This is a genomic window from Cohnella zeiphila, from assembly GCF_014212055.1.
Taxonomy (GTDB): Bacteria; Bacillota; Bacilli; order Paenibacillales; family Paenibacillaceae; genus Cohnella; species Cohnella zeiphila.
The window spans coordinates 1-14,858 of sequence record NZ_JACJVO010000010.1 but is presented as its reverse complement, the minus strand read 5'-3'; the positions used below and the strand labels follow the sequence as shown (position 1 = coordinate 14,858).

Annotated in this window: 12 protein-coding genes; 7 read left to right on the top strand and 5 right to left on the bottom strand. The window is 59.0% G+C overall.

All coding sequences use genetic code 11. From position 1 onward, the window contains the following. Position 1: 1 nt before the first annotated feature. The 5 genes from H7C18_RS09780 to H7C18_RS09760 form a co-directional block, all read right to left on the bottom strand. Entirely contained in the window at positions 2–847 is an 846-nt protein-coding gene (locus tag H7C18_RS09780) for a carbohydrate ABC transporter permease (protein WP_185128871.1), read from the bottom strand. A 1-nt stretch (position 848) separates the two neighbouring features. Then, on the bottom strand, positions 849–1,751 hold the full coding sequence (locus H7C18_RS09775; RefSeq protein WP_185128870.1) for a carbohydrate ABC transporter permease: 903 nt from the start codon (positions 1,749–1,751) through the stop codon (positions 849–851). A 665-nt stretch (positions 1,752–2,416) separates the two neighbouring features. Beyond that, positions 2,417–3,778 (bottom strand): ABC transporter substrate-binding protein, encoded by a 1,362-nt coding sequence (locus H7C18_RS09770; RefSeq protein ID WP_337913276.1) that lies wholly within the window; start codon positions 3,776–3,778, stop codon positions 2,417–2,419. A gap of 109 nt (positions 3,779–3,887) precedes the next feature. Beyond that, the gene (locus tag H7C18_RS09765) at positions 3,888–5,453 is read right to left on the bottom strand and encodes a response regulator transcription factor (protein WP_185128868.1); all 1,566 of its coding nucleotides are present in this window, start codon (positions 5,451–5,453) and stop codon (positions 3,888–3,890) included. After that, positions 5,431–7,203, bottom strand: coding sequence for a cache domain-containing sensor histidine kinase (locus tag H7C18_RS09760; RefSeq protein ID WP_185128867.1), 1,773 nt, complete (start codon positions 7,201–7,203; stop codon positions 5,431–5,433). The genes H7C18_RS09765 and H7C18_RS09760 overlap by 23 nt, the downstream gene beginning before the upstream one ends. A gap of 185 nt (positions 7,204–7,388) precedes the next feature. Between H7C18_RS09760 and H7C18_RS09755 the strand changes: the two genes are divergently transcribed. From H7C18_RS09755 to H7C18_RS09725, 7 genes are all read left to right on the top strand, one after another. Further along, a complete protein-coding gene (locus H7C18_RS09755) occupies positions 7,389–8,903 on the top strand; it encodes a spore germination protein (protein ID WP_185128866.1) in 1,515 nt (504 codons plus the stop codon). A 15-nt stretch (positions 8,904–8,918) separates the two neighbouring features. Then, positions 8,919–10,112: a Ger(x)C family spore germination protein gene (locus H7C18_RS09750; protein ID WP_185128865.1), complete on the top strand. Its 1,194-nt coding sequence runs from the start codon at positions 8,919–8,921 to the stop codon at positions 10,110–10,112. Positions 10,113–10,118: 6 nt separating this feature from the next. Further along, complete coding sequence (locus H7C18_RS09745) at positions 10,119–10,337, top strand: hypothetical protein (RefSeq protein ID WP_185128864.1); 219 nt, start codon at positions 10,119–10,121, stop codon at positions 10,335–10,337. A 17-nt stretch (positions 10,338–10,354) separates the two neighbouring features. After that, positions 10,355–11,488, top strand: a complete 1,134-nt coding sequence (locus H7C18_RS09740; RefSeq protein WP_185128863.1) for a GerAB/ArcD/ProY family transporter — start codon at positions 10,355–10,357, stop codon at positions 11,486–11,488. 102 nt (positions 11,489–11,590) lie between these two features. Further along, positions 11,591–12,205: a DUF47 family protein gene (locus tag H7C18_RS09735; protein ID WP_185128862.1), complete on the top strand. Its 615-nt coding sequence runs from the start codon at positions 11,591–11,593 to the stop codon at positions 12,203–12,205. A gap of 29 nt (positions 12,206–12,234) precedes the next feature. Then, complete coding sequence (locus tag H7C18_RS09730; RefSeq protein WP_185128861.1) at positions 12,235–13,233, top strand: inorganic phosphate transporter; 999 nt, start codon at positions 12,235–12,237, stop codon at positions 13,231–13,233. 108 nt (positions 13,234–13,341) lie between these two features. Continuing rightward, positions 13,342–14,286 carry a DUF1861 family protein gene (locus tag H7C18_RS09725; RefSeq protein WP_185128860.1) on the top strand — a complete coding sequence of 315 codons (945 nt, stop codon included), beginning with the start codon at positions 13,342–13,344 and terminating at the stop codon, positions 14,284–14,286. Positions 14,287–14,858 lie beyond the last annotated feature (572 nt).

Genomic DNA, 14,858 nt, shown 5'->3' with positions numbered 1-14,858 from the left:
CTTACCCCTTCAAACCCGTCGTGCTGATTCCTTCCACAATGTACTTCTGGAACAGGAAGAAGACGAGGAACACCGGGATGAGCGACAGCGTCGACATCGCGAACAGGCCGCCCCAGTTGTTGACGGCGTCGGCGTCGAGGAACAGCTTCAGCGCGAGCGACACCGGGTACAGCTTGGGGTTGTTCAAGTACAGCAGCGGGTTGATGAAGTCGTCCCAGTTCCAATAGAAGGCGAAGATCGTCGAGGTGACGAGCGCCGGCGTAATGAGCGGGAGGACGACCCGAAAAAAGATGCCGTACTTGCTGCATCCGTCGATCTTGGCGGCCTCGTCCAGCTCGCTCGGAATCGTGCGGATGAACTGCATGATCAGGAAGATGAAGAACGGCGTTCCGAGAAACTGCGGCACGATGAGCGGCTTGAAGGAAGCGAGCCAGCCGAGCTTCGAGAACAGAATGTACTGCGGGATCATCGTGACGTCGCGCGGCAGCATCATCGTCATCATCATGGCGCCGAACCAGATCGATTTGCCGAAGTAGGATACGCGGGCGAAGCCGTAAGCGACGAGAGCGGAGCTGGCGACCGCGCCGAAGGTGGAGATGACGACGAGAAAGAGCGAATTTTTGTAGAACGTCGAGAACGTGTTGCCGCCGAAGCCTTTCCAGCCGGTGGAGTAGTTGGACCAGGCGAATTTGCTCGGGATAAGGCTGTAAGCCGTCGTAAAAATTTCCCCGTTCGGCTTCAGCGAGCTCATCGCCATCCAGAGGATCGGGTAGATCATGACCAGCGCGAGCAATCCGACGATCAGGTGGTAGAGCAGCGTTCTCATTTTCCGGTTCGCATAGGTCATGTCAGCCTTCCCCCTTCGATTCGTAATGGACCCAATAGCGCGACGATTGGAAAATGACCAGCGTCAGCAGGCCGATGACCGCGAGCATCACCCAAGCCATGGCGGAGGCGAAGCCCATGCTGGAGAACTCGAATGCTTTGCGGTACAGGTACAGCGAGTAAAGCAGCATCTCGTCCACGGGGCGGCCGTCGCCTTGGGAGAGAATGTAGGCCGGCGTGAACGTCATGAACGCCGAGATCGTCTGCATGATCAGGTTGAACAGGATGATCGGGCTGAGCAGCGGCAGCGTAATGCGGAAAAAACGGTGGAACCCGTTCGCCCCGTCGACGCTGGCGGCTTCGTAGTAGGAGGGGGGGATGTTTTTGAGCCCGGCCAGGAAGATCAGCATCGACGAACCGAACTGCCAGACCGACAGGGCGATCAGCGTCCAGATGGCGGTCCCCGGCGAGCCGACATAGTTCTTGTCGGCGTGAACCCCGAACAGGCCGAGCACGGAGTTGACCAGGCCGTCGCTGCCGAATACTTGCGACCACATGATCGACACGGCGACGCTGCCGCCGATGAGCGAGGGCAAGTAGTAGGCGGACCGGTACAAGCCGACGCCCGACACCGCCCGGTTCAGAATGCTGGCGACCAGCAGCGCGAAGGCGAGGCGCAGCGGCACGCTGGCGATGACGTAGACGAAAGTGACCGAAACGGATTTGGCGAATTTATCGTCGTCCATGAACATCTCGCGGTAGTTGTCGAACCCGATCCAGTTCGGCGCTCCGAGCATCGTGTAGTCGGTGAACGAATAGTACAGGGAGCTGGCGATCGGGTACAGGATAAAGATCAGAAAGCCCACTATGAACGGGGCAGAGAACACATAGCCGACCAGGTGATCGTTCTCTCTCAGTCTTCTCATCAGACGACGTCTCCTTTCGCGGTTGCAGGGCCGGCGCCGCCGAATCGCAGCGCTTTCTCGCTATATCTTGATTATGCCGGACGTCCGTTGCCGCCAGAAGGCAAAAAACCGAGGTGTTTGTTTAATAAGCCGACATGCTGGAGGCGTTGGCGCGGATTTTTAATTAAGGTGGCGGGAATCAAGCGTGAACTCGTGTGGAACTGCCATTCGAACAGGAAATGCTCCCTTTATCGCGAACGGAATGACCAACCTAGACCCGTGAACCGGAAAATCTCCGCTTATTTCGATCAGATCGCGCCAATTGCCGTGCATGATCGATAATAGGGGGAGGTTTCCCCTTCCAATCGCAGAAATCGGGTCCAAAGGCCGGATTGTATGGAGATTTTCCGGTTCGCGACCGTTCGCTCGGAAGTTTTCGGCCCAGCTAGCCGATGAACGACTGTACTCGCGGGTTCAATTTGACACCGGCAGTCAATTACGAGCTTGGCGCGGAAATTCTCCGACCGTTTAAAAGCCGGAACGGATGGAAGAAGTTAAGCGACCGTTGAACCGGTTATGGAATGAACAGCAACGCCAACGTCCTAACCGGTCCCCCGACCGCCCTCTCTAGCAGCAAGCCCGCCCCCGCGGACGAATGCGGGGACGGGCTGCGGAAGGATAGAAGGTTATTTTTTGTTCTTCGCCAAGATTTGTTCGGCTTCCTTGCGGAACTTGGCGGCCGCTTCTTCGACGGTGTTCTTCTTGTAAAGAATCGATTCCGCGTACGATTTGAGCAGCGCGTCGACCTCGGTGGCTCCGACCGGGTTCGGCGGGTCCATCTCGCTCGAGTTTTCCGCGGCCCAGGCGACGTAATCGAACACTTTCGCCTGCTCCGGAGACAGGTCCGGCTTGAGCGCTTCCTGGACTTTGGTGGAGACCGGAACGCCGCGCTCGCCCATGATGATCTTGTTGGCGTCGATATCGTTGACCCAGAAGTCGATGAACTTGGCCGCTTCCTCCTTGACCTTGGAGCCGGAAGCGATGGAGAAGTACATGGACGGCTTCAGGAACAGCGCCTTGTTGTCGTTCCAGCCCGGAATCGGCAGGATGTCGAGCGGCCGCTTGACGGCGTCCGAGAGCAGGATGTACTGGTTGGACCAGCCGTTCGAGGAGAACGAATGCCCGGGCACCATCTCGTCCTCTTCCGGCGTCCCTTTCTTCTGCGCTTCCTTGTCGAGCGAGAGCAGGTAGCCTTTGTCGTACCAATCTTTATACATATTGAAATAATCGATGAAGTACTTGTCGTCGGAGTACCCGAGTCCGGTGCCGTCCGCCGCGTACATATGCTGCCCCTGGCCTCTCAGGTAGAAGGGGAAGAAGACGTCGAAGCGGAAGCCGCCGACGATCTTGCCCTTGTCGTGAAGCTTGGCGGCGATATCGGTGTACGTCTGCCAGGTCCAGTTGTTGTCCGGCACGTCGATGCCGTTGTCCTTCAGCATCTGCAGATCGACGACGGACGCCAGCGCGTTCGAGCCGAGGTTGAAGGCGTAAAGCTTGTCGCTCACTTTGCCGCCCGACAGGGTGCTGTCGCTGATGGAGCTCGTATCGATCGTGCCGTTGTCGATGTACGGCTGCAGATCGTCCAACTGCCCTTTGCCGGCGTATTGGTTCAGATACGAGATGTCCATCTGGATGACGTCCGGAAGCTGATTGGCGGCCGCTTGCGGGGCCAGCTTCTTCCAGTAGTCGTCGAACGCCGCGTATTCGGCTTCGATCTTGACGTTCGGGTGCTTCTGTTCGTACAGGTCGATGACTTTGAGCGTGTAGTCGTGGCGAGATTGGCCGCCCCACCAGGCGACGCGCAGCGTAACCGGAGCGTCGCTGCTGCCGGAAGAAGCCGAGGCCGACGACGCGGGAGCGCTGGAGCCGCCAGATGCCGACGGGCTAGCCGCGTTGCCGCCGTTATTGCCGTTGTTGCCCGAGCTTCCGCATGCGGATAAGCCGAGAGCCAGAGACAGGGTGAGCAGCGCGATCGCATTTTGCTTGATCTTCATCTTTTTCCTCCCCATGATCTGTCCATTAGATGGGATAGTGCTTACATTTCCTATTATCCGGCTCTCGGGAGGAAAGGTTAATTCAAAAAACCGGTCTAATTGTTCAAAAACCAGAGGAGTCCGGGTTCCGCATATATTCGGACGGCGTGCAGCCCATGATTTTTTTGAACACTTGGCTGAAGTACTGCGGATTGTCCCCGAAGCCGAACTGTTCGGCCAGCTCGAAGATCTTGACGTCCGGCTGCCGCGCGATCAGGCGGGTGGCGGCCTGGATCCGGGCTTTCATGACGTAGTTGGAAAATTTCTCGCCGGTCTCCTTCCGGAACAGCTTGCCGAGATAGTCGGCGTTCATGTACAGCATCTCCGAAGCGACGGACTGCAGCGTCAGCTCCGAATCGCCGAGATGGCTGCCCACGATCTCGAGCATTTTGCCGACGATGGCGGTATGCTTGACCGAGTTCCGCTCGTAGTAGCCGTCGGCGATCTTCCGGACGGTTTCGCCCAGGAAAGCGTGCGCCGCCTGCAGCGACGGAAGCTCCGCGATCGCGGGAATCCGCTTGTAGTCTTCGTTCATCCTCTCCGGCTCCTCCAGGCGAATGAGCGAGACGAAAAGCTGAACGACGTACGTTTTCGCTTGTTCGATCGAGATGGAGGCCTGCCGGAGTCCGTCGATGAAGCGGGCGAGCGCTTGCTCCGCTTGTTCCCGGTGGCCGGACCGGACCGGACCGATCAGGCTCTCCTCGTCGTAAATAAACGCTTCCGCTCCGCCGGCCGCCGCTTCTTCGGTGTCCTTGAGCGTAATGAGTCCGCCTTCGTTCAGGTAGAAGCGGTAATTCAGACATTGCAGCGTCTGGCGGTACAAGGCGCGGACGTCCGTCATGCCGCCCGCTTCGCTGAGGGCGATCGTGGCGTTCAGCTTGTAATAATCGCGGAACGTGCAGCGGATGTCGCGGATTCGAAGGTGCAAGTCCGGCAGGTCGCCCGGATCGGGGACGATGATCAGGACGTGGCCGCCGACCGTCGTGCCGAGCAGCGCTTGCGGCAGCAGATCTTCGGCGATGTTCTTGATCGCGAACAGATGCTCGAACTCGACGCCGTCCCCTTCGATCCGGAACAGAACGAGGCGCACCGGCAGGTCCAGCTCGAAGCGGAACAGGTCGCGGTAATAGTCCCACTCGCGGCTGCCGTACGTTTTGTTGGTGACGAACTCCTTCAGCACCTGCTCCTTCACGTGGGGCATGACCTTCTCGAGACCTAGCCGCATCTGGCGGACGAACCGTTCCTTGCGTTCCTCGAGGTCCAGCTCCTGCACGATCTCTCTCAGCGAATCGGCGATCTTCCCTTCGTTGGTCGGCTTGAGCAAGTAATGCTTGACGCCGTACTGCATGGCGCGGCTGGCGTATTCGAACTCTCCGAAGCCGGAGAGGATGACGAAGCGGATGTCCGGATGGGAGCGGAACGTCTTCTCGACGAGCTCGAGTCCGTCCATGCCGGGCATCTTGATGTCGCTGACGACGATGTCGGGCGGGTCCGCGGCGATGAAATCGTAAGCTTCGAGACCGTTGTGGGCGGTGCGGACGAGCTCGGTTCCGAGCGACGGCCAGTCGACCATCCGCGAGATGCCGTCCAGAATGATTCGTTCGTCGTCAACAAGCAGCACTTTGTACATGCGCGTTGTCCTCCGTTTCTCTCGGCAGCGCGAGCGCGATCCGGGCGCCGCCTTCCGGTTGATTGTCCAGCCGAATGCCGTACTTGTCGCCGAACGCCAGCTTGATCCGCTCGTCGATGTTGAGCAGGCCGATGCCCTTGCCCTTCGCCGTCAGTTCGCCGCTGCGCAGCCGATTCAGCGTGTCCGCGGCGATGCCCGGTCCGCTGTCCTCGACGGCAATGAGCAGCTCGTCGTCCGTCTCCCACGACCGGATCGCGATCCGGCAAGGGCCGACGGACGGTTCGAGCGCGTAATGGATCGCGTTCTCCAGCAGCGGCTGCAGCGCCAGCTTCGGAAGCTTCCGGGCCAGGTGATCCTGCGGGATGGAGAGATGGAAGTCGAGCCGCTCCTCGAACCGGTACTTCTGAATCGTGACGTAGCTGCGGACGATCTCGACCTCGTCGGCCAGCGTCAGCATCGGTTCCTTCAGGCTGATCGAGCTGCGCAGCAGGAAGCCGAGCGATTCGACCATGCTGGAGATCTGCTCCTGCCGGTTCACCTTGGCCAGCCAGTTGATCGATTCCAGCGTGTTGTACAGGAAGTGGGGATTGATCTGGGCCTGCAGGGCCTTGAATTCCGTCTCTTTGATCAGCAGCCGGCTCTCGTAATTCTCCGTGATCAGCGCCTGGATCCGTTCGATCATGAGACGGAACGTCCGCCGCAGCAGGCCGATCTCGTCCATCGCCACCGGCGAGTCTCCGGCGGGCAGCAGATTCGCTTCCGCGAAGTTTCCTCTCTCGGCGAGCTTCATCCGGCTCATCAGATCCTCGATCGGCCGGGTCAGGCTGCGGGAGAAGCGGATTCCCCAGAAGATGACGAAGGCGAACAGCGCGATGAACACGCCGACGACCAGCTCTTTGAGGAACACGACCTTTTTGAAAATGTCGTTGAACGGCGTGATGTTGAGATACGTCCATCCGGTGTTCGCGGACAGGATGCGGGAGATGAAGTACGTTTTGTCGTCGTACGTTTCCGTGAAGTAGCTTTTGGCTGCGACGCTCGAACCGGCGAGGGCGGCCGGATTGATCTCGGGCTGAAGCGGGTAGAGGACGTTCCCGCCGGACAGGATGATCAGATCCCCGCTTGGATTAACGTATTTCTGGATGATGCTCTCCAGATCGATGCGGACGACGAGCGTTCCGATGTTCTCCAAATCGATGTTCTGCTTGCTGAACGAGCGGATCTCGCGCACGAGCGTCAGCGCCGGGTCGTCTTCGCTCGGGAGAATCCAGCGGGAATCGCCCTTCGCCTCCAATGCCAGCTCCCGGATTCGAGCGGCTCTCGCGGCGGACGTCGGGAACACGTTGCCGACTTCGTTCTTGACGCCGAGGGCGTCGAACACCTGCACGGAGAGAACGGCCGTCTCGGATCCGGCGTACGTGATCAGATGGTCGACGAAATCTTTTCGCAGCAAGTACCGGTCGTACTCCGAGTCGCTGCTCATGATCGACTGCAGCCCCTTCTGGACCTGGGTATCGGCAATGATGCTGTAGGACACTTGCTGAATCCGCTTCAGCTCGGTCTCGATGGCGGACGAGCTCAGGTTGAGCACCTGGGCCGACTTGGCGTACAGCTGCTGATCGTACGTGGCGAACGCATACTGCTGAACGAGCAGCGAGAAGGCGAACGTCACGAGGATGATGAGGGCGATCAGAATCGACAGCTTGTGGCGGATCTTCAGGTGGCGGTAAGACTCGAGCCATCTGCGCATGACGACTCCCCCTCCGGTTGGATTTCTCAAAATTATGTCACCAGGCTGGAAGCGCTGTCAATCGGAAGGTTTCGGAATTCGTTCGCGGCGGAGCCCGGTTCGCGCTCTCCGGCAGGTTTAAACGAATGGGGGGACGTCCAAGCTGAGAAGAGCGCCAAAAGCATGCAAAGCGGGGGATATCATCGATGAACAGCACCACGGGAGGGCCATCATCTTCCGATTCGCTAAGCCGCAGCCTGAAGATCAACCTGGACCGGATACTGCAAGGCACCGGCAACAGCTTCGACATCAAAAACCGCTCCTTTCATAAAAGAGGCGCGAACGGTCGCAAATACGCGGGCGCGGTTCTGCACGCCGACGGTTTGGCCGACGCTCGGCCGCTGCTGCAGGCGATCATGGGCTGTCAGCCGGGCGACGAGGGGGACAATATCCGCGGCGAAGACGACTTCATGACTTATTTGAGAGAGAGCGTGCTGAGCGACGGCAGCATCGAGGAGCTGACTTCGTTCAAACGAATGTTCGCGCTGCTGTTCTCCGGGTACAGCATCGTGCTGCTGGACGGAGTCGAGAAGGCACTGGGCGTGGATACGATCCGGCTGAATGCCCGGCCGGTCGAGGAGCCCAACGTTCAATCCGTCGTGCGCGGTCCGCGGGAAGGCTTCACCGAAGTGCTGACCTGGAACACGTCGATGCTGCGCCGCAAAATCAAAAATCCGAACCTGTGGATCGAATCGCGAGTGCTCGGCGTTCAGACCGGAACGATGATCGCGATCGCGTACGTGAAAGGCATCGTGTCCGAAGATGTGCTCAAGGAAGTATATGCCCGGCTGGATAAGATCGATATCGACGGCATTTTCGAGAGCAACTATATCGAGGAGTACATTCAGGACAAGCAATTTACGACGTTCCCGACCGTGTTCAACACCGAGCGGCCGGACGTCGTGGCGGCCCAGCTTCTGGAGGGAAGGGTCGCCATTCTGGTGGACGGAACTCCGTTCGCGCTGGTCGTTCCGGCGTTGTTCACGCAATTTTTCCAATCGCCGGAAGACTACTATCAACGGTCCGATTTCGGCACCTTGATTCGAATGCTGCGGTTTCTGGCTTTTTTTCTGGCGATCCTCACCCCTTCCCTTTATATCGCCGTTACCACCTTTCAGCACGAGCTGCTTCCGACCACTCTGCTGTTCAACCTGGCCAGCCAGCGGGAAGGCGTTCCGTTCCCGGCGTTTCTGGAAGCTTTGATCATGGAAGTGACGTTCGAGATTCTTAGGGAAGCGAGCGTGCGGATGCCGAAGACGATCGGGCAGTCGATCTCCATCGTCGGGACTCTCGTCATCGGGCAAGCGGCGGTCGAAGCCGGTCTTGTGACGGCAGGCATGGTGATCGTCGTATCGATCACCGCCATCTCCAACTTCGTAATGCCGGCATTCAATATGGGCATCTCCGCGCGGATTCAACGGTTTAGCCTGATGGCGCTGGGGGCGTCTTTCGGCCTATACGGCGTGTTCCTCGGCATCATCCTGCTGGTCGTCCGGCTGTGCAGCCTGAAGTCGTTCGGCGTTCCTTACCTGTCCCCATTCGCGCCTACCCGTTACGGAGACCAGAAGGATTCGCTGTTCCGCTTCCCGTTTCCGTGGATGAGCCGGCGTCCGCTCAGCATTCCGACCCCCAACCGGATTCGCCAGCGGCGGATTCGCTGAAGCGGAGGCGGTCTGATGCTTCGAAGCTGGGCGTTCGTCTTGCTGGCGGTGCTGCTTATGCTGCCGCTGGAGGGGTGCTGGAGCCGGAAAGAGCTGAACGAGCTGGGGATCGTCGTCGGATTGGGCATCGACAAGGATAAGGACGGTTACGAAGTCACCGTGCAGATCGTCAACCCCGGGCAGGTGTCCACCCGCAACGGAATCAGACCGGAGGCGACTCCCGTCTCCTCTTTCTCGGAGACAGGCGAGACCGTGCCCGAAGCCATTCGGAGGATGACCACCTTGGTCTCGAAGAAGCTGTATTTCTCTCACTTGAGAATCGTCATCTTCGGGGAGGCTCTGGCGCGGGAAGGCATCGCGAAGCCGCTCGACTACATCTCCCGCGACCGTCAGATGCGCAACGATTTCTACTTGGTGGTCGCCAAAGGGAGCAAAGCGTCCGACATCCTGAAGATATCCAGTCCGATCGACCCGATCCCGGCCAACAATCTGAACGTTAAGCTGGCCAATTCGGACAAGCTGTGGGCGGCTACGGGCCAGATTACGCTGGACCGGCTGATGATGGATCTGCAGTCCCCGGGCAAAGACCCGACCTTGACCGGCATTCTCATCGCCGGCAATAAGCGGGGCGGCGAGACTCCGAGCCAAAGGATCGAGCCGAGGGCCGCTCTCAAATATTCCGGAATGGCGGTATTCCGTCAAGACCGCATGGTCGGATGGCTGGACGAGAACGGCACCAAATCGCTCAATTATTTGCAAGGCAGGGTCCATCAGACGTTGGCGACGGCCAAGTGTCCGCAGGGAGGCACTCTCTCCGCGAACATCATGAACGTGAAGACGCGAATCCGAGTCGGAAAATCCGGCGACGAGCCCGTCATCAACGCTCATCTGCGCATCGAGGTCGACTTGGCCGACGCGGAGTGCAAAATCGACTTGAGCAAAAACGAATCTTTGACCTGGATTCGCAAGCAATTGGAGAAAAAGACGCTCAGCGTGCTGGAGGAGGGCCTCGAGCAAGCTCAGCACCAATTCCATGCCGACATCTACGGCTTCGGCCGATACGTTCATCGCCAGCAGGTGGGAATCTGGCGCAAGGTCGACGACTGGGACGAACAGTTCAGCCGGATGAAGGTACGAATTTACCCGGATATCCATTTTCGGCGGATCGGGACGATCCAGCAGCCGATCGAGCAAGTCCGAAGGGAGTGAAGACGAATGTGGGGTGTCGTCGGTGTCGCCATGGTTGCAGCCGTGATCGTTTGGTTCGAGGTTCCGCGTCAGTGGAAGCAGCGGAGCTGGCGCGACCTGTCCGTGTTCGGCGTCATTCTCGTCTGCGCGTCGGTGCTGCTCTCCTTGGAGTCGTACCAAGTCAAGCTGCCCAATCCGTTGGCGGGAATCGAATGGGTTCTGCGGTCGATCGGCCGGATGTTCTAGAGGAGGCGGAGATCAAGTTGAACAATTCCGACGACAAGAAACCGCTCGTCAGCATTCGAGCTTTCACGATTCTGACCATGTTCTATACCGTCGGCACTTCCATTCTGATTACCCCGGGAGGCCTCAACCTTCATGCCAAACAGGACGCCTGGATTGCCTGTCTGTTCGGAATCGCGCTCGATCTGGCGCTGGTCTGGGTCTTCTCCGTCTTGGGTGAACGCTATCCCGATCTGACGATTATTCAATACAGCCGGGTCCTGCTGGGGAGGTGGCTCGGCGGGGCCGCGGGGCTGTTGTTCTCCGCTTTCTGCTACTTGCTGGCCGCGCTGCTCGTCGCCGACCTGGGCTACTTTCTGACCACTCAAGTCATGAGCGATACGCCGATAGAGGCGCTGGCGGTCATCTTCATCGCGGCGGTGGCCTACACCGCGAGACAGGGGATGCGCGTCTATTCGCTGACGGCGGAAATGCTGTTTCCCTGGGTGACGCTGCTTCTGGTCATCCTGCTTTTTCCGGTGTTCAACAAGTTCGACGTACAGACGCTGCGGCCGGTATTCGAATTCGGCTACATTCCGGTCGCCAAGGGCGGCGCGTCCTTCTCCATGCTGCAGGAGGTGGCGGTTTTGCTCGTTCTTTATCCGTTCGTCTCGAAGGGGAAAGGCCGGCGAAACGGCTATCTGGCGGGTACCGCCATCGGGGGGGCGGTGCTGTTCAGCGTGACGGCCGGATCGGAATTCGTGCTCGGGGTGGAGCTGACCGCGAACCACGTGTACCCCTCTTACGCCTTGGCCAAAAACATTCGGATGGGACATATGATCGAACGGGTCGAGGGACTGCTCATGTTCATTTGGGTCTGCTCCGTCTTCATCAAAACGGTCGTTACGTTCCACGCATCCGTCATCGGCCTTAACCAGACACTGGGGATACGAGACTCCAAGCTGCTGATCTGGCCGCTGGCAATCGGGCTTTTTCCGGTGGCGATGGCGAGCTACACCAACATCGTATTCGCCGTGAATTTCGTCGACAAATATTGGGCCGCTTACGCCTTCCCTTTTATCGTCCTGTTCCCGCTGCTGCTGCTCTGCCTTTCGTTTATTCGGCATGGGCGAAGAAGCGTCGGGTATGATCGTCCGCCCGGAAGACCATCTTAACAAAAAGTCCAAGTTTTCCGTTCAAATCCACCATACCATGCCTGTCCCTGCTGTGATAAGATATGGAGTGGGTTTATCCATATGTGGAAAGAAGGTTAATCCGTGTTTCGCAAAAAGGATATTTTCTTCAAAACGCTGGAGGAGATGGCGGACCTGATCGTGGAAGCCGCCGAACGCTTCGCCTCCGCCATGAACGGCGAATTGAAAAATGTCGGCGATTTTGCCGTCGAAATGAAGGAATTCGAGCATAAAGGCGACCAGTTGGCTCACGTGATCTTCACCGAGCTGAACAAGACCTTCATTACCCCGATCGAACGGGAGGACATTCTCGAGCTGACGAGCCTGCTCGACGACGTGCTGGACGGAATCGAAGCGAACGCTTCGCGGTTCGATATGTACCAGGTTACGCAACCCGACGCCTACATACGCAAGTTCGGCGACGTGCTGCGCCGCTCCGCGCTGGAGATCAAATCGGCGATCTATTTGCTGACCCAGAAAAAGCTGCTCGCGATCCAGACCCACTGCGTGCAGCTCAATGAGCTGGAGAACGAAGGCGACGATCTGATGCGCCAAGGGATCAAGCATCTGTTCCAGGACGTCAAGGATCCGATCGAGCTGATCAAGCTGAAGGATCTATACGAGCGGCTGGAGCAGACGACGGACTCCTGCGAGGACGTCGCCAATATTTTGCAATCCATCATCATGCGCAATTCTTGACGCGCGGACAGGACTGAGAGTAAACGACGATGGATCATATGACTTGGATTGTGGCCATTATTGTGGTTCTGGCACTTGGCTTCGATTTTATCAACGGGTTTCACGATACGGCGAACGCGATCGCGACGACGGTATCGACGCGGGCGCTCTCTCCCAGAGTCGCCATCCTTCTGGCCTCGTGCATGAACCTGGTCGGAGCGCTGATGTACACGGGCGTCGCCAAGACGATCGGCGGCCAGATCACCGACCCTTTTAAGCTCGAACACGGCCTGACGGTCGTGTCGGCGACGCTGGTCGCTTCGATCCTTTGGAACCTGGTCACTTGGTGGCAAGGCATTCCGTCTTCCTCGTCCCACGCGCTCATCGGCGCGCTGGCCGGCGCCGCGATCGCTTCCGAAGGCTGGGACGGCATCAACTACAGCGGGTTCACGACGATCGTGGCGGGGCTCGTGCTGTCTCCGCTCATCGCCTTCGTGGTCGGCTACATCATTATGTCGATCTTAAAGTTCCTGTTCGCGAACGCCAGCCCCCGGTACGTCAACAGGGGGTTCCGTACCGGACAGATTTTTACGGCCGCGCTGCAATCGTTCTCCCACGGAACGAACGACGCCCAGAAGGCGATGGGGATCATCACGCTCGCCCTGGTCACCGCCGGCTTCCAGTCGCATCTCGACGTTCCGCTGTGGGTCAAGCTGTCGGCGGCCGTCTCCATGGCGCTCGGAACGTCGATCGGCGGCTGGAAGATCATCAAGACGATGGGCACGAAGATTTTCAAGATCGAGCCGATCAACGGCTTCGCCGCCGATTTGGGATCGGCTTCGGTCATTTTCACCGCCACGCTGACGCATCTTCCGGTGAGCACGACGCATGCGATCACGTCGTCCATCCTCGGCGTCGGGGCGGCGAAGCGGTTCTCCAGCGTCCGCTGGAACACGGCGGGACGAATTGTCGTCGCCTGGGTCGTCACCATTCCGGTGGCGGGAGTGATGTCCGCGCTTATTTATTGGCTTTTTAGTTTATTTCAATAGAGAAGGCGCCGATATTCGGCACCCTCTTCGGGGATTATCGGTAAAATATAGGGAGCACGTCGAGACTTGGCCCGCAATCGCTTAGGATCGGAATGGGGAGGGACAGTCATGCAGGCATCGGCACAGCAAGCCAAACCGTGCGCAGCGTTGCTCGAGCAATTTCGAAGGAATCGTCCGGGCCGCATCGGCGAGCGAATCTCGTTTGCCGGGGTCGGCGGCCGCGACGTCTACAATATTACGGCTCCTTTCAAGGACGACGGGGAGTGGGTGATCGCAGGACGGGTCGAAGACCGGACGAGCGAACGGTCGGAGACGATGTTCTTCGTCGAACGCAGAGGCGAATGGGTGCCCCGGAACGGCGCTCCCGTATTCGCGCTGCAGGACCCGTTCTTCTGCTTCATCCATGGCGAGCTGGTGTTCGGCGGCGTCGAAGTGTACTTCGACGGGAGCGATCCCCACTATGTCACGTCTTGGCGTACGGTGTTCTACCGCGGAAGCAGCATTCGCCGATTGGAACCGTTCGCGAAGGGACCGCTGACGATGAAGGACATTCGCCTGGTGGAGCTGCGCGGCGGCCGCATCGGCGTCTTCACCCGCCCGATGCCGGTCGAGGACGCTCGGGCGATGATCGGCTATGCCGAGATCGGCAGTCTGGATGAGCTGACCGAGGAGATCATGCGCGACGCGAGGCTGCTGCATCATCAATTCACCAAAGTGGAATGGGGCGGGTGCAACGAAGCCCACCTCTTAAGCAACGGTGTCGTCGGCGTTCTCGGGCATGTCGCCTGCATGGACGACGGCAACATCCGCCATTATTATCCCATGGCATTCGCATTGGACCCGGTAAGCGGCGAGCACACCCCGCTGAAGATCATCGCTTCGCGAGACATGTTCCCGGACGGGCCGACCAAACGCCCGGACCTCGCGGACGTCCTGTTCAGCGGCGGCCTCCACCGCAACGGCGACGGCACGGCGACGCTCTACACCGGCGTCAGCGACGCGGAAGCTCACCGGATCGTGATCGACGATCCGTTCGTTGAATACGAGGCGTAACTTCTATTTAGAAAGCCCGCATGGCAGGATTTCCTCCTGCCTTACGGGCTTTTTTGGAATTTTCCCGGGACGGAGCGGGATGCGGCCTTGAACGAGGTGCTTGTGGCGTCACGGGAATGGGCCGATGACCGGTCGATCGCATAGTTGCGATCGCATGGCCGCGGCGACGGCCTAACGAATCGTAGCGCTCTTATTCGCCTTCGTAGAGGCCCATTTGGATTCTAACGAAACGGAAAAGCCTTATTTGCCTCGGAGAGCGGGAAGCAAGGCGCATTTTCGCCAAATAGCGTTTATACGATTCGTTAGAACGGGCCAACCCTCGATTTTGCCGGAATAGCGTCGTGTGGTTTCGTTAGCGACCGTCGCCCGCACATGCTTGTGTTCACACCGATCCTGGTGCCAGGACCCCCCGATGCCCCCAGGGCACACGGTGCCGCTAATTCCGCCGGCGCCCGCCTGCCCGCGGGACATAGCCGCCCGCGGTGCCGCCATCGCCCCGCCATCGCCCTCCGCCATCGCCGCCGCCTCACACCCAACCTTTCTCCATGGCCTTCAGGATCAAGGCCGCGAAC

Bases quoted from the DNA above. Each gene is read 5' to 3' on its own strand.
- H7C18_RS09780 (WP_185128871.1), bottom strand. From the start codon at position 847: ATGACCTATGCGAACCGGAAAATGAGAACGCTGCTCTACCACCTGATC.
- H7C18_RS09775 (WP_185128870.1), bottom strand. From the start codon at position 1,751: ATGAGAAGACTGAGAGAGAACGATCACCTGGTCGGCTATGTGTTCTCT.
- H7C18_RS09765 (WP_185128868.1), bottom strand. From the start codon at position 5,453: ATGTACAAAGTGCTGCTTGTTGACGACGAACGAATCATTCTGGACGGC.
- H7C18_RS09760 (WP_185128867.1), bottom strand. From the start codon at position 7,203: ATGCGCAGATGGCTCGAGTCTTACCGCCACCTGAAGATCCGCCACAAG.
- H7C18_RS09755 (WP_185128866.1), top strand. From the start codon at position 7,389: ATGAACAGCACCACGGGAGGGCCATCATCTTCCGATTCGCTAAGCCGC.
- H7C18_RS09750 (WP_185128865.1), top strand. From the start codon at position 8,919: ATGCTTCGAAGCTGGGCGTTCGTCTTGCTGGCGGTGCTGCTTATGCTG.
- H7C18_RS09745 (WP_185128864.1), top strand. From the start codon at position 10,119: ATGTGGGGTGTCGTCGGTGTCGCCATGGTTGCAGCCGTGATCGTTTGG.
- H7C18_RS09730 (WP_185128861.1), top strand. From the start codon at position 12,235: ATGGATCATATGACTTGGATTGTGGCCATTATTGTGGTTCTGGCACTT.
- H7C18_RS09725 (WP_185128860.1), top strand. From the start codon at position 13,342: ATGCAGGCATCGGCACAGCAAGCCAAACCGTGCGCAGCGTTGCTCGAG.